This is a genomic window from Streptomyces soli (genome assembly GCF_003999195.1).
Classification (GTDB): Bacteria; Actinomycetota; Actinomycetes; order Streptomycetales; family Streptomycetaceae; genus Actinacidiphila; species Actinacidiphila soli.
Window position 1 is genome coordinate 1 of record NZ_RJVR01000346.1, and the last position, 23719, is coordinate 23719.

Here is a 23719-nt window from a genome sequence, read left to right on the forward strand (position 1 = left end):
CGGCAAGCTTCCGGCCGGCCTCGTCCTGGATCTCGACATCGTGATGGTCCTCCGCCCAGTCATCGCCGATCAGCAGCAACAGACCCTCCCGGTCACGTAGTTCACTTCTTTCAGCAGCCTGCGGAAGGCGCGGCACGCGGCCTAATGGATCCAGTGCTCACGCCCTACGGGGCGGGCACGCCACCCCATCAGCGGTCTGGCCTCCCGGCCGACCAGCAGGGGCACGGTCTGACCCCAGAAGTCGAACGCTTCCGGCGGCGTGAGTGCTCACCTGCTGGCGGCTACGGCACCGAGTCTGACCGACCCGGTAGCTCCCATTAGGCGGCTCCGCTCCGCCCGCTGCCCGAACCGATGCCAACGACCTGAGCCAGGCGCTCGCACACGTGTAACCTCCCGGCATGGTATGCACCAGCAGTCCGCACCCACGCCGTGCTGTCAGCCGAAACCGGACTCGCGGTGTAGAGGCCGGGCAGGTAGACGGGGTTTCGGTCCGCGTCGACCGGGCCCTTGGTGCCCAGACCATGTACTCGCACGACTGCTTCAGGCGGCCCCGCCGCGGTCGGGAGACCGGCTTGTGCCGGGAGGCGATGCCACGCCAGGTCCATCCGGCGGCCTGCAGCGCGTCCGTCACCCCGACACCAGGTGCTTCCTCATCGCCGTAGACACAGGCACCTCCCCACACCGACACCGAACTCGCACCCGCCACGGTCCGCGCCAGCGGGGCAGCCCGTGCACACTCCCTGCACAGACGGGCTCACCTGGGGCTCCCCTTGAGGCCAGCGCAACCTTTCGGGACCCAGCAGGCAACCGTCCGAGCGCCCCGCGATCACAAATGCGCAGGTCACAGGCTTTACGGTTGCAGATCGACCGCTCCGGGCACCGGATCCACAAACCTGCGACCCACGAACAAAATCCGTTGCCCCCCGCATGGCCCAGCGAGACACCCGAAGAGGCATTTCCTCAGGTCAGAGCGTTTCTGACTGGCCATCAAAGTGGGGCGGGTGGAAACTGGACGGTCATGAGAATGGAACCCCTCACGGAGCATCGCCCAGTGCAAGGCCCCATCGTCTACGGCTATCTGCACCTGCCGACGGCCTCCACCAGCCGCCGCATCGCACTCACCGAGTCGCTCACCGAGTACTGCCGCCAGCACGAACTGCTGCTGTCCGGGGTCTTCACCGAACGCAGCCGGATAACAACCGGCCGACCGCCGGCCTTCACCGGCCTGCTCGACGTGCTTGCCATGCCCGGCACGTACGGCGCGGTTCTGCCGGCCGCCGCTCACCTGGGCCCGACCGCGGTCGCTGGCGAGCGAGAGCAACAGATCACCGCGACCGGCACACGCCTTCTTCTGGTACGCGCGACCACGCGGCAGCGAGGTGCCGGCCGGACCCCGCTGCCGCGCCACCGCGTGGCTCCCGCCCCCGTGCCGGACGCCGGAACGTGAGGCTCCCCATGCCCGACCCCATGCAGAAGTTCTTCGATGCCACGCCCGAATCCGTCGGCCACGCCCGCGCCTTTGCCGCCACAACGCTGGCCTCCTGGGCTTGGCCGAGCACATCGACGACGTCCGGGTGTGTGTCTCAGAACTGACCTCCAACGCCCTGGTTCACGGCAGCCTCACTGGAGACGGCTTCTTGCTGAAGCTGACCACCGACGAAGACTTCCTGCACATCGAAGTTCACGACCGCAGCGCACTCCGACCGCATCTCCGCAAGCCGACCGACAACCAGGTCTCCGACCGAGGACTTCTCATCGTCGAAGAGTTCTCCGACGGCTGGGGCGTGGAAGAGCGTGGGCCGCTGGAGAAGGTTGCGTGGTCGCGCTTCAAGGCCACGCCTCTGGCCGACGAGGAGCCCTCGTGCTGACCGGCCGCTACCTCCCCGGCTCCGGCCCGGCACCTGGTCTACTGGCCGCACTGGGCGCCTGGACCTGGGCCGGCGCGGACCCGAGCGGCCAGGACATCGCACACATCCTCATCGCTCATCCGCCCGGCAGGACGGCGTACGACATCGCCGAGACCTCCGAGCAGCGCATGCGGCACATCGCCGCTTTCCTCGGCGGTATGGGCGGCACGTACGACCGAGTGCCGGACCTTGGGGTGTGTCTGTCATTGGTCTCCGGATCCAGCGTGCTGCTTCGGTTCCAGGGCGCTCGCTTCGGACTCCGGCTGCCCTCCTACGAGGCCTGGACCGGCCTGCTCCGCGCCCGGGGCAAGGCCGTCGTACTTCTCGGCCTGAACCCACTGCCGCGCACGGCGAACGCAGCCCAGGTGGACACCTACCTGGAGCAGACACTCATCACCAACCGCCTGCCGTTCGGACTCACCCGCATCCCCGTCCCGCAAGGGCATGATCGTGGCCTCCCGGTAGACGGCCGGGCACAAGGAGGCACGCAGGCATGACGGCGCAAACAGAGTTCGAAGTGAAGGCGCTGGAGATCAACCCGGCGGATACAGCAACGCTCATCGCGGAAGCCGGAGGAGTACACGTGGCGGACCGGACGATGCGCCGCTACGTCTACGACATCGCTCCCGGCGAGCCGGGCCGTTGGATCCGGCTGCGCGACACCGGCAGCGAGGTGACCTTGTGCGTCAAGGAGATCACGTCCACCGCGGTCGACGGCACCCGTGAAACCGAAGTCGTGGTCAGCGACTTCGACACCACCCACGCCCTGCTCGGGCACCTCGGCTTCACAGCCAAGGCCTACCAGGAGAACCTGCGCTCCTCGTGGCTGCTGGACGGGGTACGGCTGGAGATCGACTCCTGGCCGCTGATCCCGCCCTATCTGGAGATCGAAGGCGACGACGCCGAGCAAGTCTGGCAAGCGGCCAAGCGTCTCGGGCTGACCCGGGCCGAATTGACCAGCGAGAACACCACAGCGGTCTACGCCCGATACGGAATCGACCTGGAGACGATCCCGGACCTGCGTTTTCTGACCTGACCGGGCCCCCAACGACGCCAAGGGAAGGCTGCACCATGCACGGCGAAGCGAACCTGTCCGTAGAGATCCGGCCGGACTGCACAGTCCAATCGGATCCAATATCGAATCGCCGTCACGACAGAGCGATCCGCGCCCACTGAACCTCCGTACTCACCCCGGGCCGGGCGCCGCCGTTGACCTGGTCCTGCCGCACCTACTTGTGCAGCGTCTCGGTCGAGCCGATGCCGAGCTTCGAAGCCACAGCTTTCATCGCGGCCCACTCGGTGGCATGATCGGGTCGCACCTCGGCGACCATGCGCACCGCACGTCAGCGCAGCTCAGCGGGGTAATTCGAAGGTCGTGCCATGACTCAATCCTCTCAGAGAATCGAGCCTCCATTCGACCCGGAGCAGTTCAAACTGCGACTACACTCGTTCTGTGGATCTCGATTCTGTGAAGCGGTGGTACCCGCTGGGCTCTGAACTGGTCGTCTATCTGTTCGGTGGACGCCAAGTCACAGGCTCCCTCCAAGAGGTCGAAGCCGACAGCCTGGTGCTGACGACTGACCGGGGACCGGTACTGCTCCATGCCTCCGGCATCGAGCAGGTCGAGCAGGTCGCCGAGAACGCCCGCTGGACTCCCGTTGAGAACATGGCTCCCGCAGCGGCAGCATCTCAGCCTTCTGTCAACCGCTCACCGGAATGGAGCACATTACTCTCGGAGTTCGCCCCCCAACCGAAGCAACCCATGTTCACGGCACCGTCATTCCGGCGAGACATGTCCATCCCGCTCAGTGATACAGATGCGTTGGCATTGGACAAGGAACTCGAAAGGTTAAGCAACCAATACTTGTACGCACGGAAAGTGCGCGAGCCGCATCGGATCCACGCGGCGGTTAAGGCCCTTCTCGGCTTAGCGGAGCGATACCACTACCCACCCGCTTACCATCTAGCGGCCCTCCTATTGCTCGACATAATCGAGTCACCTGGCCAACCCACCCTGCAACAGGCAGAGGAATGGCTCAGCCTATCGGCACACCTCGGCGGACAGTACAGTTGGGATCTGGCCACACTGTGGCTGCGCTTGGGCCGCGACAGAGACGCCATGCAAGAACTGGGACGTACGCTCACACGATCACCGGCCGAAGACATCACCGATCCAGTCTTGACCACCTGGGTCAGTATTTGCGCCGGGCTGGGCGAAACGAGTTCAGCTACAGAGGTTCTGACACCTGCCGTTCACTGCGCTCCTGGACAGCGGATGGCTGCGGTGCGTGCCAGTCTTTACTTGCTATACCACACGCGCGAGGAGGAAGCGCTAAAGTTCCAGAATCTTCTGGCCCTCCCGGTAGCCCAATACGCGGCGGACCACGTCCGTGCAGTGCTGAGCGCATTGCGCTCCGACAATTCTACCGCCGACGCTACCGCGCCTCCCCTCACTGCGGCACCGACCCCGCACACTGGATTAACTACAATCCGGGAACAGACGACCGGCACTCCGGGTGAGATTGCAACGCCCCCCCTTGGGCCGCACATCTACTCGGCAGCGGAGAATCATTACCGCCACGGACGATTTGAGATGGCGCTCCAGATCGCCGAGAAGGGTCTGCTGAGCCATCCGGACAACCCAAAACTGCTCGCTGTCGCGCGGGACGCACGGCTCCAGGTAGCGGCCAAGGGCCGCCCCTCTACCTCACCAGCCCCACCCCGTTCCAGAGCAGGGAGTCCCGCAAGCCCCCGACGCAAGGCACCGCCCGCACCACAAGGTGACTCTCTGTATGCGCAGGCCAAACGTGCCGAACACGCCAAGAGATTCGCCCGGGCGGAAGAGCTGTACGAACGTGCTATCCAGAACGGAGACAGCACCGAGCGATCAGTGCGCAGCCTGGCCTGGATGTTGCACGGTCGAAAGCGCAGCGAGGAAGCGCTGCAACTCCTCGCGGATCCCAGTTATCCTCTGCTGGAACGTCTACCGCATCACAACATGGTCATCTCGATCCTAGGTGACCTCGGCCGCTGGGCCGACTCTGCAGTACGCCTGGAAGAGCTCATCGCGGAAAGACATCCGATTGCCACACAAGTCGGGCTGCTAAAACGGCTGATCTACGCGCATCAGCAAGACCGTGACTGGCCGAAGGCAAACGAGGCCGCACGTCGTCTCCTGGCTCTCGACCCGGACGAGAGTGAATTCAAAGACATTGCTGCCGAGCTGGAACGGGTCAAGAGCACCGGTATTTTCACCAAACTCGACGCACTTCTGGCGGACGCCAACTGGACACCCGAACAATCCCGGATGCTGAGCCCGTTGCTGTCGATGCACCTCGATGAGTGTGAGTATGCCGGTGTACCGCCAACTAGGGTGCAGGGGCAGCGTCTCGGGGAGCGGGATCTGAAGGAACTCGAGTCACTCATCGGCAAGCTCGGCGTCACTCGACCGGGTGACCGGGCTGCCTTCAACCTGTCCACTGCCAGGATCCTTTACGACCTGTCCCTCACCGATGATCCCCGTTTCCGTAAAGCCTTGCGTTCCTTTGCGGCGGCGATGGGTGACCTCTGCAGCGCAGAAGGCCGACCCGGCGATGTAACTCGTACCTACTACGCGGAGTCCGTCTCTCTCGGTCATTGGGATGATACGGGTCGGGTCAAGGTCCGCCAGTTCATCGTCTCCTACCACGCTGCCGATGGCACCATTTCCGGCGACCCTCCCAACTTCGAAGGCTGTCTGACGTCAGTCCTGGCGGTTCGTGTACTGCGCCAGCCGGTTCTACTCGGTCTTCTTTCACTCGCCACTTTCTCCGATATCGTCGGCAAGGAGATTATCAACAAGACGTATACGCATAAGAAGCTCCGCAAGGACTTCACCGAAGAGCTGTGCGGATTCCTCAGCTCCCCGGCACCCGCACTTCTCACGGAAGCGTCCTATCTTGCCCTTTGGCAGGAAGCACTGCGCCGGTTCCGCCTCGAGATCAGCACCCAGCGCCAATCGCTGCAGGTGCTGCATCAACGCGGGGACGTGCTGTCCGCCCTGACGGAGGAGCAGGAGGAGTTGGAGCGCGTGCGTCAACTCTCAGTGACAACACGTTTGGACAGCGAGCGGCTCCGCGCCACCAGCGAGATCCTCGGTGAGCTACGTCACTATATGGATCAGTCTTCCTACTTGGAACAAGAGCGGCTTGAATCTCTGATCCGATCGTCCTTGCAAGAACGGATATCAGAGATCCGGACGAGTCCGACCCGGTTCAGTCTGGAACATCTCGCGCCTTACCTCGAACGGCTGGGAACGGCCCTGGGGGACCATTTCGCCGAGGCTCAGAAAGCCGCGGAACCGGCCACGCTCTCAGTGAGTTCAGTTCTCTCAAGCTACGTACCAGACGCGACCTCCACCATCCAAGTTCAACTCACAGTGGAGAACGACCACCGCCGCAGCCCGGCCGGCGACGTGAAACTGCGTGTGCTGGACAACCCCGACGACTACAGGCTGGTGGAGACCGTCTTCCCAGTCGCCCACAGCCTCCGCGACGGCCAGAAGGAAACCTGCGTCCTGCCACTTGTGGTCACATCTCGGGCTGCCACCGACAAAGTTCTTACGCTGCGCTACAGCTTGGAGTTCACGGTACGCGCCGGATCATTCGGCCGGAGCGTGGCCACGGAGCCCGAATCTCTGTCAGTGCGCCTCGATGACCCCCGCGCCTGGAGAGCCATTACGAATCCTTATGCGGAGGGTGCACCAGTCGAAGACAGAGACATGTTCTACGGGCGTGATCCGCTGATCCGTATCCTTGCCGACTCGCTGGCACGTAGCGAGGCAAAGAGCGTGGTGATCTACGGCCAGAAACGGGCCGGAAAATCTTCCGTCCTCTTTCATCTCCAGCGAGCTCTCGATCCACCGCTAGTGACTGGCTTGAACCGGGCGGCGGTGGGCCCTCAGTTGCTGGCAGCCCGCTTCAGCCTGCTCGAATTGGCCAGCAACCTGGACCATCCGTTCCTCCTCTACAAGATCGCACGCGCTTTCTATTCACGCTTCGAAGATCTCAGCGACGACGGATATCCGGTGCTTGATGTGTCGGAACCCCGACTCGACGACTTCACCACCAGTAGCGCTCCGCAGATTCAGTTTGAGGAGTACATGGCCAGGATGCGACGAAAGATGCGACAGACAGATCCCTACCGGGACTGGCGGCTCGTACTATTGCTCGATGAATTCACCATGCTGTACAGCGCCATTGAGCGCAATGATCTACCACGCGGCTTCATGAAGACATGGAAGGCCATGCTCGAGAGCAAGTTGTTCTCAAGTGTCGTCGTGGGCAACGATCTGATGCCAGCCTTTCTCAGGGCGTATCCTAATGAGTTCCAAGTCGCCCGGCAGGAGCGGGTCTCGTATCTCGACGACGACGATGCCCGTGACCTCATCACTAAGCCAGTGGTAGACGACACCGGGGTAAGCCGCTACAAAGGAAATTCGGTCGATCGAATTCTGGAACTCACAGCTCGGAGTCCGTACTACATCCAACTTTTCTGCAACCGATTGATCGAACACATGAATGCCGAACGCCAGTCCCTCATCGGTCCTGCGGATGTAGACGCGGTAGCAGCGATCCTGGTCCACAGCGACAAGGCGTTGCTGCAGGAACAGTTCGACAACCTGCTCACCCCCGGAGACGCGGACGTGAGCGCGCTGTCAGAACAGACCGTGCTCGAAGTGCTGCATGGCTGCCTCACTGGCCATCGAAGGGACCTGTATCTGGATGGCCGAAAGGCGAGTTCGATACCGGAAGGGCGGCGAGTTTTGGAGGACCTAGTACAGCGGGACGTCATCGCACGCGAAACGGAAGAACGCTTCCGAATCAAGGTGGGTTTGTTCGCCGAATGGCTCTGGGACCGGCGGGTATGAAAAAAGAAACCGGATATCCGGGTACCGATGGTTGGGAGAACCCTTTCGCAGCGGTGGGCCACCCCGTCTACGGGAAGAATCACGTCGGACGATTGGGTGACACCGAGGTGCTTCGGCAGAGGATCCTGCAACCCTCAGCAGTGGCCGGGGCGACCGCGATCGTAGGCCCACCTCGAATAGGCAAGTCCAGCCTTGCCTATCATATGTTGATGCGCCCCGAAGTACGCGAGCAGTATCCCCAGCTGCTGCCCGTCTGGATCAATGTCAGGACTCAGGAGAGTAGCGAACGATTGCTTCGCAAGCTCGTGGACGAACTATGGACAATGATCGAGGAATCAGGGGCTGATATCGTCGATGCGCCGCTATCGCGGCGCAGGGAGCGAGTCCTGGACTCTACCCGAGACTGGGCTGAACTACAGGACGATACTCAGCAGTTCCTGAAGCTGATCCGCCGCAGAGGTTGGAAGGCCGTTCTCATCCTCGACGAGTTTGATTCCGCAAGAGAAGTATTCAAAGCACGACCTGGCACCTTCCAAGCCCTAAGGGAAATTGCATCCAATCCCGAGTGGAGCATCGGATTGGTGACAACATCCCGTCGTGAGCTCCGCGAAATCGTTGATCGTGCGGATCCTGTCGAGTCCACCTTTCCTGGCATCTTCCGGGAAATTTATGTACGGTGCTTCGACTCCCGCGAGATAGCCGAGTTGGTGGACCGAGCACCGGGCGCATCCACCAGTCCATGGCTTGCTCCCTTCCTTGCGAAACTCAACCGAATCACCGGCGGCCATCCCTATTTGGCAAGTATGCTCCTTGATCGATTGTGCACATTGGCACCTGTCGACCCACTAGTGCCGGAAAGCATCGATGTTGCGATATCCGATATGCGACCAGCCCTGCAGCACTATTATAATGACCTAGAGGCATTGTTGCGGGCCGATGGGCGCTTTTTGTCCTTGCTGGAAGTTCTTATGGGGCCACAAATAACGGCTACCCAAGAAGATGCCGAACGCCTTCTGTATCAAGGCCTCATTCGGGCGGACGGTACCCGCTACCGCGCATTCTCAGATGATTTCGAGGATTATCTGGCTCTTGTCGGCCGCCAATCCGATTACTGGAGTAGTTGGGTGGCAGTGGAAACTTTGTTGCGGTCATTTGTCAGCGGCACCCTCACTGACGAACTTGGAGCGGATTGGCTCAATAAAGTGCGAAAGCAGCGGCCAAAATTGGTTTCTCTACTGGACTCCTGGGAGATGACGAGAGATCGAGAAATCTCCTCCTTCGGTGATCGCGCCTCCAGGGAAATCCTCGATTACACTTATCCTCACGATCTATATGCTTTAATTGCCTCTTATTGGGAATATTTCGGCAAATTACTTGGCCGGGATAAGAAATATTGGAATGATAGATTTGAAATATTGTCCAAAGTTCGCAATCCGATGGCGCACAACCGGATGTCTGTGATCACTTCAGCTGAGCGCGGCCTCTTCCACGCCTACTGCGACGAGATCCAGGAACTTCTCACCCCAATCCACCGCTGAGGTCGACACCGCACCCTGGGACCTGACGACTAACAATCTGCCTTCTTGATCTTCTGCTAAGAAGCCAGCTCTTCTACAGCCTCTGAGGGCACTTCCAGGGCACATGAGGGCCGAAGACGCCGGTGACCAGCGTCAACTACTGAAGGTAGTTTTGGCTGGTCACCGGCAGGATCGCCGCAAATCCGCAGGTGAACAACCAAGGAGGTCCACTTGCTCCACGAATGGCAGGACTTCGCCCAGCGCTGCCACGAGTCAGGGCACCAGCTCTACTGCCTGGTTTGGCCGTGACCTGCGGGTTCGCGGGTTGAGCTGATCGTTCAGAGGCCGTTCAAGCGGCCGTCCGGGAGGACCGGTTCAGGTCGCCAGGGCACATTGAGAGCACATGGCCTTGGAAGTGCCCTCCGCACCCGTCAGGGCAAGGGCTTGATCGATGACCCGCCGGGTCCGGGCGGCGCTTGCCGGCATGAGGTGCGTGTACGTCCGCAGCGTGAAGCCGGGGTAGGAGTGCCCGAGGCTCAGCGAGTACGGCGTGCCGGCCTCGCGTCTCCGGCCAATCCGAGACGGCGGCCGCGAACTGCTTCGCGCGGCCCGCAAGCCGCACCGGAACTCGCCCCTGTAAGTACCGCTGGCGCTGACAATTCGGCGCCGATGCGTTGGTTTGTGGCATGCGGCTTGGACCTGGCACGCCCCTACCACGTGGCCGTGGTGACCGCATGATGTTCCTTGATCACGTCACGATCCACCACGGCATCTACCGGAATTTGCAGGGTTGTGCCCTCCAACTCGCTGTACGAGACGTGACCCAGGAGGCTTGGGGCGACGCACACGACGAGCTCGCGGCTGATGGCCAACAACCCACCGTCGAAGAGTCGATGGATGTCCGCTCGCAGCAGCAGTCCTTCCTCGACCCGGTGCCGCTCCGTGGCGGCGAACGGACGAAGGTGAGCCGCCTCAAGTACCTCCGCTGGGGCTGGGCCTGTTATGGCACAGATCAATCCGTACCGACGAACGAGGGCCCTGCGGAAGGCATCCTGCCCCCGTCGAACTGCCGCTGTCATCCGCCGCCGGCCCCCCGGCAGTTCCAAGGGGTACTGTCGTGCTGCACCCGATGCTTGCCCTTGGCGCGGAAGGCAGACACCGCGCGCAGCCACTGCCGCGAGGGTCCGCGCCCGGTCGATTGCCTTGATCGACTGCTGGTCGGACTTGCTCAAGCTGAGCTCAGCCAGTTGAGCCTTGTCCATGCAGCCTTCGAAGGGTTGCCAGGTCCCTCCATAGTGAGCGCGGTACGCGGTCACCTGTATCGTCTCCACCTTCGGCCGGTCGAAAGCATTGCCGCAGGGACTGCACCGGTAGCGGGGTTGTTCCGTCGTCCGCTCCTTGAACCCAGTGCTTCCGCAATGAGGGCATCGGCTTCGAAGCTTTTGTTGGTCCGGCAGGACCTCCAACTCCTCCACATAGCCAATGCCCAAAGCTTCGCGGCCGTTCCGTACAACCACCAGGTCGCCCACCGCAACCCGACGATGGTTACCCACGGTCGAGTCGTAGCTGTAGGACTCCTCCACCATGTCCTCGTAGCCGGCGTTCCCCTGGAACTGCCGTTCCTCGCCAGCGATCAAAAAAGACCAAGCTCCGCCATTTACGGCTGCTGCTGCAATGTCCACCCCGTCCATGGCGGGAGCATACGTGAAGTTCCCCCCTGATCTGACCTCGGAACAGCACAACAGGCAGCCTCTCCTGGTGTCCTGACACGGCGCGGCCAGCCCATCCCTGGCCCCGGCAGGGAATGAACCGCCCGCTGCCCGCTCACGGAGGCCAGGGTGAGGGCCAGGTCGGTCAGGGCGAGAAGAATCCGACCGCGCTGCCGTCCGGGGCGCCGATCAGGGCCGCGCGGTCGAGGAGGGTGTTGTTGGTCTCGCAGCTGGTCTCCGGGAGCAGCACGCAGGCGTGGCACGCAGCGAGGTTGAGGCTGTCCGTTCCGCTGGCCTCGGACTCCATGCAGAGCGGGTCGTTGGAGCACCACTCGGCGCGCTGCAGCGCAGAGCGCAGGGCGATCTCGAGGCGACCGGGTTCCCCCTGGGCGACGATGCCGCCGAGGCTGCCAGCGGAGTCGCTGGTGGCGGTGTAGATGAGGATGCCCGCCATGTCGTCGGCCACGTAGAGCCGCTCACACAGCGATGCGGCCGGGTAGCCGCCGTCCAGGCTCCACTCGTTGATCAGGACATGGGCGAGCGTGTGCAGCAGGAGGTACCGAGGGGAGGCCGGGGAGACAGGAACCGGCTTGTCCGAGTCGCCGGCCCGCTCGCGCAGCAGCGTCGTGTGACTTTCGTGAATGCGCTGCGCCCGGGCGAGGGGACCGGGCTGCTGCTCCCATTCCTTGAGCCGGCTGTCGTCCAGGCGCAGGAAGACTCCCTCGCCGCTGACTTCGATGGCTGGGAGCCAGTCGAGCTTTGGCTTTGCTGCCGACAGTGGGGCGCGACGGCGGACGTCGTCCGCTGCGCTGGGCTCCTCGACGCGGGTGAAGGTCTGCAGGGCCCGAACCTCGCGCAGTCGCTTGACGAGCATGACCTGGTCCAGTCCGTACTGTTCCTGCAGCGCCGAGTTGCCGGCGGCGGGCGGCTCGCAGACGAAGTCCTGGCTGCCGGCCTCCTCCCGCTCGGGGTGGTCCGTCTGCAGGCTGAGGTACTCCTCCCTGTAGATCGTTTCGCGGGCGGAGCTCTCCACGACGGGCTCGTCCGCGAGCTCGGCGTCCTCGCGTTTGAGTTTCTCCACCAGGGCGACGACCTCGGCGGGGGTGTACTCGGGGTGGTGGTCGAGGATCTTCTCGATCCGAAGGTACGCCAGGATGTCCGCCGGGCTCTCGTCCTTCAACTTGTCGTAGATCGGGGCGACGACCTTGGTGAGCCCGTCGCTCCACGGCGGGATGGACAGGGCCGAGTGGACGACGGGGAACCACACCGACGACGAACCTCGCTGGAGGGTGCGCGGCGGCTCCTCGCAGCCCCCTGCAGGAGCGCCCTTGATCCACGGACGCCTGCCCGAGCACCGGACGCCGAGGTTCTTCAGTGCCTGCCGCCGGAAAGCGCCCTCCATGGAGACCTCCTTCGCGCCGCAGCTGCAGCTGATCAGGACGGCACGCAGCGAGGCCGTGGAGCCGTCTGCGCGGAACCTCAGCTCGCCGCCGCACAGGCCTCCGCCGGCGTGTTCGGTGTCCCTGTGGACCCACTTCCAGTACGGGAAGTCGTCGAGGTGCCCGTGGGCGCAGGCCATGACGAAGCGGGAGGGGACGAGGTCCTCCTGGCAGGTTGAACACTCGGCTTTGCCTGCCGGGGAGTTGAACTTGCGGAACGGCTGCAGCGCCCGGCACTCGGGACAGGAGTACATGAGGGGGAACCGAGCGGCGCGCACGCCGTCGGTTGCCAGGTCCGGGTCGGGCGCCGGAGGGAGGCGGAAGCCTTTGACACCGAGCGGCCGGGCGAGGCGCGGCTCCCAAATCCAAGGTGCCTCGGAGACGTTCCAGGAGTCGAGTCCGGAGATGATGAAGGACTCGTTCTCCACGGCGATCATGGCGCCCACGCCATAAGTGGTGATCAGCTGGGCACGGCGGATCTCGCCGAGCCTGCGCGCGTTGCGGACGGGGGCGGCGCCCATGCCGCGGCGACGGGTGCGGGGCGGGAACGGGCTCATGGTCACGACTCCAGGAAGAAGGTGGACGAGGCGTCGACGTCTCGAAGGCTCCACAGGGTGGGCCAACCGGCCGTGTCGTGCGGGTCGTCGTCGAATCCGCTGAGCAGGGCGGGGATGCGGCTGCTGCGTCGGGCCTCGTAGACCAGATTCGGCTGTGCCACTGCCTCGGTCTGCCACCAGGAGACGAAGGCGTCGAAGGCGCGGGCCGTGGGTGTTACCTCGGTCCCGGTGTTGTCGACCGTGGCCACGCGGGCGAGGACGATGGGGCGGACGAGGGCGTTCAGGTCATCGACGAAGGCGTCGATGTCCCGCGCGGCCTCGTTGCGGCGGGCGTCCGGCAGCAGGATTCTGGCGAGGGCCACGATCACTGCGTGCAGCCCGCGGTCGCGGGCTCGGGCGGAGAACGGGGTGACGCTGGTGGACTCCACTTCCCGGTAGAGCGCGGAGTGGAAGTGCTGAAAGCTCTCGTAGTGCGAGCGGTCGCGTGAGCGGGTGGAGTTGAGCATCACCGCTACCAGGCCGGGGTGGCGCCGTCCGACGCGGCTCGTCGCCTGGATGTATTCGGCGGTGGTCTGCGGCTGGCCCATGACGGCCATGAGGCCGAGTCGGTCCACGTCCACGCCGACGGAGATCATGTTGGTGGCGAGCAGCACGTCCAGGACGTCCGACATCGGCAGGTGCCGTTCGACCTCCTTGAGTCGCTTGGGGATGTCGCTGGCGTTCGCCCGACTGCTGAGCTCGGTGAGGCCGTCGATCCGGCGGGGCTTGACCCCGTCGCGGGTGGCCAGGTACTCAAGGCGGTCCTGAACGTCATCGAGCACCTGGAGCTCCGCCGCGGACAGCAGACGCAGGCTATTGAAGTAGCCGACCAGGGTCCAGTAGGCGTCCTTCACCTCGTCCGGCGCCTCGCAGGTGAGCGCCCGGTGGAGCAGGGCGGCGTAGACCCGGATCAGCAGGGTCGACTGGCTGGTGGTGGACGTGAACAGACCGATGTAGCGGCGGGCGGCCTTGCGGTCCCGAGTCGTCTCCACGGCGAACCAGGAGTCCCGGGAGTCCAATCCCCCGGGCGGGAACTGGCTGACCTTGCGACCGAACAGGTGATTGCCCTGCTCGTCGGCACGGCGAATGGTGGCGGTCGAAGCGATGACCTTCGGCTGGTCGGCGAGGGCGTCGACAACGGTCTCGTACAGGCCCGTGAGCGTGCCCAACGGGCCGGAGATCAGGTGAAGCTCGTCCTGGACGATCAATTCGGGCGGCTTGGTGCCGTCCTCGCGGTCACGGTTGAACAGGGCTGCTGTCGCGGGCCGCCAGGGCATGGCGGCGAACTTGTCGACGGTGGCAATGATGAGGGTCGGACGGGCGTGGTAGACCGCCTCGTCGATGAGGTGCACCGGAAGGCCGGGGTGGAAGTCGCAGGCTGAGTTCGGGCAGCGGATCGCCATCCTCAGCAGGTGTTCCTCCACCTCGTAGTTGTTGGCGTCCAGGGCGGTGCCGCACCACGGGCAGGCCTCCAACTGGACCGGGTTCTCCTTCTCCAGGCGCTTGCCGGGACTGACCCGAAGCTCGGTGAGCTTTCTGGCCGCGTTCTCCAGCGTGTTGGGAGTGGCGGACTTCCCGACCCACATACCGATGGAGACCGGCTCACTCCCCAATGTCTTCGGATCCATGGCGCGTCTGCGCTCCATCGCGCAGATCAGCGCGGCGGCGCGCTCGAACTGCTGGAGCGTCAGCAGACGGAGTGTGTAACGCATGAGCACCGTGACGCCGGCGCCTGCCGCACCGTCGCGAATGCGGCGAAGGAAGGTGGTGAAGGCGATCAGCCCGAGGTAGGCCTCGGTCTTGCCGCCGCCGGTGGGGAACCAGAGCAAATCGGCGATGCCGCGATCGGCGTGGTTGGCGTCGACGATGCCTTCCAGGCACAGCAGCAGGAAAGAGATCTGGAAGGGGCGCCACTTCCCCTTCTCGACGGCGGGGACTCCCGGTTTGCCGTCCTTGATCCATGAGGTGCGGGCGCGCTGCTCCGCCATGGCGAGGTTAGCGAGCCGGAATGCTTTCATGATCTCGGGCCGGCGAGGGTCGGCCAGCAGGTCCACACCGCGGTGCATCCGCTCCAGGGTCCGCCGGCACAGCGCGAGCTGTTCTCGGGCGGCCTCCTCGTGCTCGCCACCGCGGAGGCGTTCCGCTTCGGCCGCCTGGGCGCCGATCCATGCCTCGTAGCCGACCAGCAGACCGCGCAGCGCGGCGATGATCTCGACGTCGGGCGCGGTGCCCAGTCCCTGCATGGTCAGCGCGCGGTCGTCGATCTCAGGGTTGGAGTCGGTGAGCAGCACCTCGTGGGAGGGGACGAACTCGGTGCGCACGGCGGCCACGGCAGCTCGTTCGCGGCCGCTCGCGCCGATCGGCGGCGGGGTCCAGTCCCAGCGGGCCGCACAGCCGTGGCCGGTCGCAAAACTGGGGGCGTGACGGTGGAGCAGGCGGCTGAGCGCCTGCTCCTTGTCTACAGCGCCGAGGGCAGCCGGGCGCTCCACGAACGGGGCGGGGCAGCCGTCCGGGGCGGTGACCTCCAGGACGGGCTGGTAAAAGCAGTGGGCGTCGCGCAGGTCGAACCTGCCCACTCGCAGGCTGTTGACCACCGTGGCGGTCACCGTCACCGTCCCGTGCGGTCCGGTCGCCGGGCGTGCCACAACGCGCAGCTCCAAGCCCGGGTGGAGGGTTACGGGCTCGTGAGCGTGGGGGACGGTGACGTCCACGGTGACAGGGTCCAGATGCAACGCGACACGACGCCAGTGCTCCCGCTGTTCCTCGGTGCTGCGGACCTCGGTGCGGCGGGCAGAGATCGGGTTGCCCTCGGCGTCCTCGGGCGCATACGTGGCCGCGCGGACGGTCAACACGATGCTGCCGCTGGTCGCGGGATCCACAGCAAAGGTCAGGCCCATGGAGGAGGGCCTGCGGGTGTTGGCCAGGGCGACACCCAGGTCCGGGGACGGCTCCTCGCTGTCCCGGCGGGCGGTGAAAGGGGTCTCGTCCTGGCCGTCGGCTTCGGATGCCGCGTCGGAGATCTCCGCCCGGGCCTCGTCGTCCTCGGACTGGGGGAAGAGTACGCCGACCGGGTAGACGGTGATCGGAGCGTCATCCTTGAGGATCTCGTGTTCGCCGCCGACCGGTCCGAGCAGGTCGGTGCGAAGCGCCTCCAGAAGCTGGTCGCGCAACGTGTAGTGGGCCATGTAGTCCGGTGCGCTCACAAGTCGCTCTCTTCCGGGAATCCGTGGTCAATGACGTCTGTGGCGGCGTCCGTGTTCCAGTCGAAGCGCCCCATGCCGCAGAGGCGGACGGCCAGCCAAACACCGTGGTCGCCGAGGCCGGCGCGCTCCGTGGCGGCGGCGGAGCCGGCCACGCTCTCGACGCCGTCCACTCGCAGACCCGTGATCAAGGCGGGCCAGGGGCGGTCCAGCGCGGCGCCACCGCGCCGTAGGAGTCGGCACAGGTCACGGCGGAACTGCTCCGAGACCTGTCCGACCTGCCGTTCCTCGTGCAGCATGGCGTAGGGCGGGGACTGTTCCTCGCCGGCTGGCAGCTGGTGCAGGAGTCGCAGTTCCACGGCCTCGCCCGCCCGGATCGAGGTGCGTAGGTACTTTTGCACCTCGACCGCGTCGTGATGCATGCCGCGGGCTCCGTGCGGGGCCTCGTGGCAGACGTCCGTGCCCAAGGCCTCCAGACCGTTACGGGCCCACTTGCTGCGACCGCCGAGGTACCAGCGATCCAGCCGCCGGTCCTTGCGGTAGAGCCACGTCGACGGAGCCTCCAACCGGTAGAGGTCGTCGCGGGGGCGCGTCATCGCCACGTAGAGCAGTCGCGCCTCTGCGGCAGGGTCGTAGTCGTACTTCTTCTTGGGCACCTGGCGCGGAGCCATGAGCGTGCGCGGCTCGATCACCAGCACGCGATCGAACTCCAGGCCTTTGGCCCGGTGCACGCTGGAGATCACCAGCGGCGAGGGCTCCGGCGCAGTGATCTCGTCGGGCAGTCTGCCCTCGGCCAGCGCGCGGTACAGGGCACGCATATCCAGGGTGGCCCGCGGGCCTCGGGCCACCCGGCGTGCGGACTGCCACAGCTCATCGAGCGTGGCACCCTCGGGCAGCACCAGCTCGTCGTTCTTATTCGTATCGAGGAGTCCGGCGAATCGTTCATACGTGATCTGCGAGGCCTCGGTACCGGTCAGCAGCGCCGCCATCCAGGAAGGGGCCGGGCGGTCGCGGGTGGAGCGCTGGAGCCGGTGGGCCACGCCCCCGTCCGCCAGCAGACCGGATACGTGCAGCACCTGGCCGTTGTCCCGGCACAGGACCGCGGTCGTCCCCGGAAACCAGCGCAGCGAATCCAAGGTGAACTCGTCCGTGAACTTCCCGAATTCCGGCGCCTCCAGCAGTGAGGCACGCAGCTCGGCGTGGATGCGCTCTGCGGCCTCGGCCGCCCTGTCGGGGTCGCGGGGCAACTGCTGGAGGCGGGGGCCCAGGGGCAGTGCGACCCGCGACTGGACGGTGCGGGCTCGGAAATTGTCCGAGAGATGCAGTTCGGTCAGGTCCTCGGAGAAGGTCCCGCGCAGCCAGTCGAAGAAGTAGTTGGTCTCGGCGGCACGCTGTTCCGGGTCGGAGACCTGGAAGCCGTAGATGGACTGGGCCGCATCGCCGACAACGGTGAAGCCGCAGTTGTCCGCGAACCGGTCGAGCAGGGCCTGGACCATCTCACGGCGGACGCCGACCAGGTCTTGGACCTCGTCGATCACCACGTGTCCGGGTGCACCCTGCTCGCCTGCCTCCAGGACGCCGCGATCGATGGCCTCGCTCGCGGCAACGATCCGGTCGTCGAATGACACGCCCGTCCAGTCGGTGTCCGGGTAGGCCTGCTTGAGCAGGCTGGTCGCCCAGGAGTCGAAGGTCTGTGCTCGGACCCGACGTGCCGCGGTGGCGTGGCGGTCGATCCGTTCCCGCAGGTCTCGGACGGCGGCGCGGGAGAAGGTGAGGACGAGGATCTCTGCAGCCTCCAGCTCCTCGCGCTCCACCAGAACGTCGAGGCGTCGCACCAGGGTGTAGGTCTTGCCCGCGCCCGCCCCGGCGGTGACCAGTACCCGGGCGTCCCAGGGCTGGTCGACCACCGTCTGCTGATGCAATGTCAGCACATGCTCCTCGAAGTCTTCGAGGGTCACTTGTCTTCGCTCCACAGGTAGTCGAACTCGGTGAAGGCCAACTTTTCCTTGTAGTTCTTGATGTTGTCGGCCAGATTGAGGATCAGACAGGTGGGCTCACCACCATTGCGGGGACCGCGCAGGCCACGGCCGATCATCTGCTGGTAGACGTTCGGGCTGTAGGTGGGACGGGTGACCACCACGGCGCGGGTCGCCGGGGCGTCGAAGCCCTGGGTAAGCACACCGTAGTTGGTGAGGACCTTGATCTTGCCCCCGCGGAAGTCCTCGATGGCCTTGCGGCGCTCGGCCATGGGAGTCGCAGAGTCGATGGCGGCAGCCCGGATGTTGCGGTCGCCGAGCTTCGCCGCGAGGAACTTGGCGTGCGCTACTGAGGTGGCGAACACCAGGACCGGCCACTCGGGGTCCATCTCGGCGATACGGTCCACGATGCGCTTATTGCGGTTGTGGTCGTCGGCCAGTCGCTGCTCTGCGCCTTTGGGGAGCATGCCACCGAACTGCTTGGAGCGGCTCAGCTCGTCTGCGCTCAGAGTGATCTCACCGCCGACCAACTCCTCGTGCTCGACCTGCGCCAGCACGCCGATCTCCTGCAGGTGCTTAATCGCCTTGGTCTGGTCCCCGTTGAAGATCGGCGTCTCGATGAGCGCACCAAAGCGCTGAACCAGCCGCCTGGTCAGCTCCACATTGCTGCGGAACGGGGTGGCGGTGAGTCCGATAAGGTGGCGACTCGTCCTGTTCCGTACCAAGCTGAGTCCCAGGAGTTCCAGAAGCTCCGTGTAGCGCGCCGAGATGGCGACATGGGCCTCGTCCACGATCACCAGTGCGGAGCGGCGGAGCCAGGCATAGTCGTCCGTACCGAGGCACACCTGCAACTTGGCGTCGGTGGCCACGACGAGGTGCGGATGGCCCTGCACGGGGGAGGCCTCGTTGCTCGACCAGAGCCGACTGATGACCAGCGGCATCTCGGCCCCGACCTTCGACCAGACGAAGCGCCAGCTCTGGACAGCCTGCTCGCACAATTCCTCCGTCTGCGCGATCCAAAGGATCGGCCCGGGCAGGCTTCCCTGCTGGCGAACCCAGCGGATCACTCCCTCGGAGGTGACGCGGGTCTTGCCGGCCCCGGTCGGCATGGTGAGCATGGCACGCTGCGGCGTGGGGTTGTCGAGCATGGTGTGCAGGGCGCGAGCCAGCTCCTCCTGGTAGTCGTGCAGCGCGGGGAACTCCGACGGTCCCTCGATTTCGATACGCGGTGACAGCGACGGGACACGGGCACCGGCGAACGAATCGGGGAAGCCAAGGTCCGTGACGAACTTCAGAGCCTTGGTGTCGCCGGTGAACGTATTAGGAGCGATGCCCGGGTAGTCCACGGCCAAGTCCTTGCGGTGGACGCGCAGGATCGACTCGCCGTGGGCGTTGAACGCCATCTCCGCGACGCGGCGCGCATCGGGTTCCCGCCCGTGCTCGTTGACCTCACTTTCCAGAAGGCCCGGCGGCAGCTCGCTGCGCAGCTGCTCCTCCCCGAGCAGGAGAGCGATCTTGTCGATGATGCTCTCCGCCTCCAGGACCTGGCGGAGCTTCGAGCGGACTTCCAGGTTCTGCTCCTGACGCTTCTGGTGGTCGATCAGTTGGCGGCAGCCCTGCGCTTCGAGGCCCCAACCGAACTCGGCGTCCGCCGCCTCGAGAACGTCGAGCGGGGAGAGTCCGTCGAGGACCAGCAGGGTGCTGCCCTCGCGTGCAACGGTCATCGGGATCAGCCGGCTGCCGTTGGGCGTGCGCAGCGTCTGCTCCAGCTCGGTGCAGCGACGCACCTTACGGTTCAGCGCCGGGGCTCCGACGCGCTGCCGCAGCGGCGGGAACTCGTCCACCAGGAGGGTCGCACTACCCACCGGAACCTTGCGGATCGTCTTGGTGATGACGTCGGCGACTTTGCGCATCCCCCAGGTGTCGTACATCTGACGGGCGGCAGCAGCGTCGGACTTGTCCGCGACGAGAAGGGCCGGATACTGCTCAAGCACCAACTCCCGGAAGTCCGCTTCGCTCGTCGCGACCGCGATCTCGGTGTCCGGACGGGTCCCCCATCCGGCACCGATCCGGCAGCGGGTCCGCACATCCTCGGGAAACTCGAAGCCGACGCGCAACAAGAGAGCATAGGCGCGGCCGATGTAGACGTCGTCCGTGCTGATCAACACGCTGTCGAGAAGCTTGCGCCAACGAGCGGGCGGCACCTCCTCGGGCGTAGTGGGCAGCTTCAACCGCTTGGCCTTCTCAGCGCTGATCTCCGCCACGGGAAGCACCCGAGCAAACTCCTTGAGCTGGGGGCCGACGGCCTGGTTGAGGGGAACCAGACCGGCGCTCGTGCGGACGCGCCCGTACTTGGAAAGCATCCACCGAAGCGGGGAAGCGACGGTCTTGTCTCCCGTCGACCCGTAGCGGCGGATCCAGCTCTCGACAACCCCGGCTTCCGGGATGGCTTCGACAAACGCTGCACGCCCTTCGTCGGACAGCAGGGTCAGCAGATGGAGCGGACCGGCAGGAGCGCTGCCCTCGACCGTCAGGCGCCCCAGGCCGGGGCGCGCGGCGTCGGCAGGCAGCCTGCGGATGTAGGCATCGTGCACGGCTTGGCGGTAGTCCTGGAACCAACCCTCCTTCTCAGGGCTGTGATTCAGGCTCGGGATCTCGGCAAGGCCGAGCTCGCGGAAGACGTCCTGGTCATCGGCGTGGAAGTCCATGTCGACCGCGATCGAGGCATCTCTGCTTCCGTCGCTGGGTACGACCGGGCCCGGCAGCAGGCAGTCACGCATGACACGGAAGGAGCCGCCCACGGTGCGCACCCTGAGAGTGGCCAGAGGGTTGGCTACCTTCGCCTGAATCCGTCCGACCTGGGTACCGCTGCCCGCGCTGCGCAGCAGCACCCAGAACTGGGTCCAGGCGTCAGAGGCGTAGCGGTCGAAACCCTGGTCGAGCAGGCCCTCGAAGCGTCCCTGGGCGTCGGATATACGGATGCCAATGGCGTGCAGATGACGAGCCATTTCCGGACGCTCGGAGATGTGCGGGTGGACATATACGACGTCGTCGCGACTCTGCTCCGCACCGGTGCGGTGATAAACCTTGCCGGAGACGGGCGCGACGAGGCCGTGGGACTCGGTCAGCACGATGCGAGCCTTACGGGCCTCTGCGGTCAACACGGAGTCAGCGCTCCGGCGCTCGGCACGGTCCTTCTCGACCATTGCGGACAGAATCCGGATGGCGTGAGCCGAAGCCTCCGGCGTGCCGTCGGCCACCAGAGCCTCAAGCCAGGTCACCACGCTCTCGCGCGACTGCTTCTTCACCGCGAGGATGTGGGTCATCTTGCCGGAGCGCATGTCGCCCCCCTCCTCAACGGAGGGGTGCACCCAACCTTTCGGGCGACGGGGGTACTCCGCCCAGATGCGCAGCCAGCGAGCCTCCACCTCCTTCGGATGGATGTACAGCTCGTGAGGCACCCGGAGCACGCCGTCCTGATCAGGCAGCGACGGCTTGCGGGCGGCAACCTGCCACACCTGGCGCAGCAGGTAATCGTCCGCCCAGTTGATGAACTCCTTCTCACGGCCCGGGAGCAGCGGCAGATAGGCGCCGGGGTCCTCGGCCGGGGCCAGACGAGGCAGGGAGTCGATGACCAGGTTGGCCGCGACCTCCATCAGCTCCTGGTTGAACTCGCTGCCGTCAAGGAGGTTCTGACGGTCCTCATTGGTTTTCCACGCCGCATTGAGGTAGCCCGAGAGGGACATGGGGTACTTGGTCGGGAAGAACGACCAGAACTCCCCGGTGCCGCGCGGGACCGTCAAAAGACCGTCCTTGTTCCGGGTGTACTCGGGCACCGCCCAGGAGACATCGATGACCCCACGGTCGTGCAGCTCCCCGGCGCTCTGGCGCGCGTGGGCGGTCGGGGAATGCTCAACCGAGTACACCTTCCAGTCGTGCATCTCCTGCTTCGCGCCGGTCCGCACCTCGGTGACGGTCCGATGGGCACCCTCGGTGACCACCTTGAGCTCACGGCGGAAAAGCGGACTGCGCCGCCGATCCTCCAGCGTCACCTCACCAACGTGGGAGGAGAAGATCTGGAAGCCGATCGGGAACGGCTCGACGAGGTGCCGCCCCTCGGCGTCCCTGTGACCTGCGATGTCGTACCCCAGGCGCTCCGCGCTGCCGGGCAATAGCGGGAGACGGACGACGGTCGTCGCCCAGCGCAGCAGCGACCGCAGCACAGAGTCGCCGTCGCATTCCTCCTCCATGTCCAGGGGACGCGCCATGCGAAGCACCGGGGTGTCCATGTCGTCGACACGGGGCCGGCCGAGCACAGTGGCGATCTCGTGTGCCGACCATCCGCGGTCGAAGCCGAAGCAGCCGGTCCTGCTGAAGAACTGAGGCGCGTCACTCACCGAAAGCACGGACTTCACGCCCACGCCGAACCGGCCGATCTGCCCGCCACGCTTACGGGAGACACTCATGCGTAGGATCGTTTCCGCGCCCTCCGGAGTCACCGGCGTGCCCTGGTTCGCGCAGTAGAGGTAGTCGTCCGTCAGCACGACATGAAGCTTCCCGCCCGGGGCATCGGCGATCTCATCGGCGCCGTTCTGGACGAGTTCGAACAGCTGTCGGTCGCCGTAACCACCTTGGGTGATGCGACGCTCGTTGTTCGCGTGCTCCTGCACCAGCCCAGGATCAACTCGATAGGTCTCCAGAACCCGAGCGGACTGCTCAAGTACCTTCGCGATGACAGGGGAAATGGAGGTGACGGTGGACTGCCGGTCGCTCATGAATACCTGCTTCAGCGATTGGTCGGTGGGACGAGGTGGGGGTCGGCGGAGCCGGTACAAGTCCGGCCGCTGACCAACGCGGGAAAGCTCTCGACTACTTTTCGAACCTGGAGAGATGAGGAAGCGGATCATCACGCGCGCACCTCACAAGAACCCGTGCTCCTGCGGGTGCCCGCGCTGGGGCGGACTACGGGCCGCCCGAGCGGGAGATCGCGACATCGGCGAACTCTCGTGCGGCCAAGGGTTGCAGGCACACTCCCCTCGCCACCTCAGACTCCTGCCAGGTAGGCCATCGCCGAATCTGCTCTATGGCAATACCTAGCGGGCCAAGAAAGAACTCGACGCGCCGCTAGGCATCCTCGATACTGTTGTACGGCCTGAGGGTCCAGGTAATTCTAATACTCCTGAAGTCCATCAAGAAATTGCCCCCACCCGACTCCGATATGGAAAAACCCTGACCCAGCTACACAGTTTCCTCGCCGGGCCCACCACGCCGCGTACAGACTATCCACGCCGCGTTAAATCTTGCTCCCGCACAGGTTCCACGTCCGATTGAAGACAGACGCCTGCCCACACAGAGTGAAATACTAAGCCTGTTTTCCCCGAAGAATATGACTCTCCCCTAGCGCCAGAAACTACACCCGCTACTCGGTCGGTGCCACCCTTTTGCATTTCTTGCGGATAACAAATAG

11 protein-coding genes and 2 pseudogenes are annotated in these 23719 nt (G+C 64.9%); 6 read left to right on the forward strand and 7 right to left on the reverse strand.

What is annotated here, in order from left to right; genetic code table 11:
- Positions 1-440: 440 nt before the first annotated feature.
- A pseudogene (locus EFK10_RS51505) lies at positions 441-628 on the reverse strand (site-specific DNA-methyltransferase); the annotation flags it as partial.
- A 396-nt stretch (positions 629-1024) separates the two neighbouring features.
- On the opposite strand from EFK10_RS51505, the gene EFK10_RS41865 reads away from it, so the two are divergent.
- The 6 genes from EFK10_RS41865 (at position 1025) to EFK10_RS41890 (ending at position 9353) form a co-directional block, all read left to right on the forward strand.
- Complete coding sequence (locus EFK10_RS41865; protein ID WP_127360880.1) at positions 1025-1447, forward strand: hypothetical protein; 423 nt, start codon at positions 1025-1027, stop codon at positions 1445-1447.
- A gap of 100 nt (positions 1448-1547) precedes the next feature.
- Positions 1548-1868 carry an ATP-binding protein gene (locus EFK10_RS41870; RefSeq protein ID WP_240677801.1) on the forward strand — a complete coding sequence of 107 codons (321 nt, stop codon included), beginning with the start codon at positions 1548-1550 and terminating at the stop codon, positions 1866-1868.
- On the forward strand, positions 1862-2404 hold the full coding sequence (locus tag EFK10_RS41875) for a hypothetical protein (RefSeq protein ID WP_127360881.1): 543 nt from the start codon (positions 1862-1864) through the stop codon (positions 2402-2404). The genes EFK10_RS41870 and EFK10_RS41875 overlap by 7 nt, the downstream gene beginning before the upstream one ends.
- On the forward strand, positions 2401-2943 hold the full coding sequence (locus tag EFK10_RS41880) for a class IV adenylate cyclase (RefSeq protein WP_127360882.1): 543 nt from the start codon (positions 2401-2403) through the stop codon (positions 2941-2943). The genes EFK10_RS41875 and EFK10_RS41880 overlap by 4 nt, the downstream gene beginning before the upstream one ends.
- A 417-nt stretch (positions 2944-3360) precedes the next feature.
- A complete protein-coding gene (locus EFK10_RS41885) occupies positions 3361-7815 on the forward strand; it encodes a tetratricopeptide repeat protein (RefSeq protein WP_240677802.1) in 4455 nt (1484 codons plus the stop codon).
- Positions 7812-9353: a Swt1 family HEPN domain-containing protein gene (locus EFK10_RS41890; RefSeq protein ID WP_127360883.1), complete on the forward strand. Its 1542-nt coding sequence runs from the start codon at positions 7812-7814 to the stop codon at positions 9351-9353. Before EFK10_RS41885 ends, EFK10_RS41890 begins: the two co-directional genes overlap by 4 nt.
- Before the next feature lie 354 nt (positions 9354-9707).
- Here the strand turns inward: EFK10_RS41890 and EFK10_RS51510 are convergent.
- From EFK10_RS51510 to EFK10_RS41920, 6 genes and pseudogenes are all read right to left on the reverse strand, one after another.
- Positions 9708-9866: pseudogene (locus tag EFK10_RS51510) on the reverse strand (site-specific integrase); the annotation flags it as partial.
- Positions 9867-10042: 176 nt separating this feature from the next.
- On the reverse strand, positions 10043-11023 hold the full coding sequence (locus tag EFK10_RS41900; protein WP_127360884.1) for an HNH endonuclease: 981 nt from the start codon (positions 11021-11023) through the stop codon (positions 10043-10045).
- 163 nt (positions 11024-11186) lie between these two features.
- The gene (gene drmB / locus EFK10_RS41905; protein ID WP_127360885.1) at positions 11187-13037 is read right to left on the reverse strand and encodes a DUF1998 domain-containing protein; all 1851 of its coding nucleotides are present in this window, start codon (positions 13035-13037) and stop codon (positions 11187-11189) included.
- Positions 13038-13039: 2 nt separating this feature from the next.
- Positions 13040-16261 carry a helicase-related protein gene (locus EFK10_RS41910; protein WP_127360972.1) on the reverse strand — a complete coding sequence of 1074 codons (3222 nt, stop codon included), beginning with the start codon at positions 16259-16261 and terminating at the stop codon, positions 13040-13042.
- Positions 16262-16275: 14 nt separating this feature from the next.
- Positions 16276-18234, reverse strand: coding sequence for a UvrD-helicase domain-containing protein (locus tag EFK10_RS41915; RefSeq protein ID WP_127360886.1), 1959 nt, complete (start codon positions 18232-18234; stop codon positions 16276-16278).
- A complete protein-coding gene (locus tag EFK10_RS41920; RefSeq protein ID WP_127360887.1) occupies positions 18231-23027 on the reverse strand; it encodes a DEAD/DEAH box helicase in 4797 nt (1598 codons plus the stop codon). The genes EFK10_RS41915 and EFK10_RS41920 overlap by 4 nt, the downstream gene beginning before the upstream one ends.
- Positions 23028-23719: the final 692 nt, after the last annotated feature.